General features: G+C 49.2%; 2 tRNA genes. Both read right to left on the bottom strand.

The annotated features are described in order from the left end of the window. Positions 1-170: 170 nt before the first annotated feature. A tRNA-Ala gene (locus IQ209_RS18055) sits at positions 171-246 on the bottom strand. Positions 247-266: 20 nt separating this feature from the next. After that, a tRNA-Ile gene (locus IQ209_RS18050) sits at positions 267-343 on the bottom strand. Between the last annotated feature and the right edge of the window lie 19 nt (positions 344-362).

The raw sequence follows: 362 nt of genomic DNA, 5'->3' as shown, positions 1-362 counted from the left end.
CACAACCCGAAGAAGTCTTCCGGTCGGAGTGTTGAGAGTGTCATCAATGTTATCATTCCATAACACTGACGGTTTCAAATTTTCAGCTTGTTCCAGATTGTTAAAGAGCAATGATTTCACAACACACCGCGTTTGATGCGTTCTGAAATCATTAAAATGAAGAAGAGTTATGGTGGAGCTAAGCGGGATCGAACCGCTGACCTCCTGCGTGCAAGGCAGGCGCTCTCCCAGCTGAGCTATAGCCCCATGTCACCGGACAGAAAAATTGGTAGGCCTGAGTGGACTTGAACCACCGACCTCACCCTTATCAGGGGTGCGCTCTAACCACCTGAGCTACAAGCCTATTCCGTTCCCGTCTCTTC

The organism is Xenorhabdus sp. BG5, from assembly GCF_015163665.1.
Taxonomy (GTDB): Bacteria; Pseudomonadota; Gammaproteobacteria; order Enterobacterales; family Enterobacteriaceae; genus Xenorhabdus.
The sequence above is the reverse complement of the archived record's forward strand: the minus strand, read 5'-3'. Positions and strand labels throughout refer to the sequence as shown.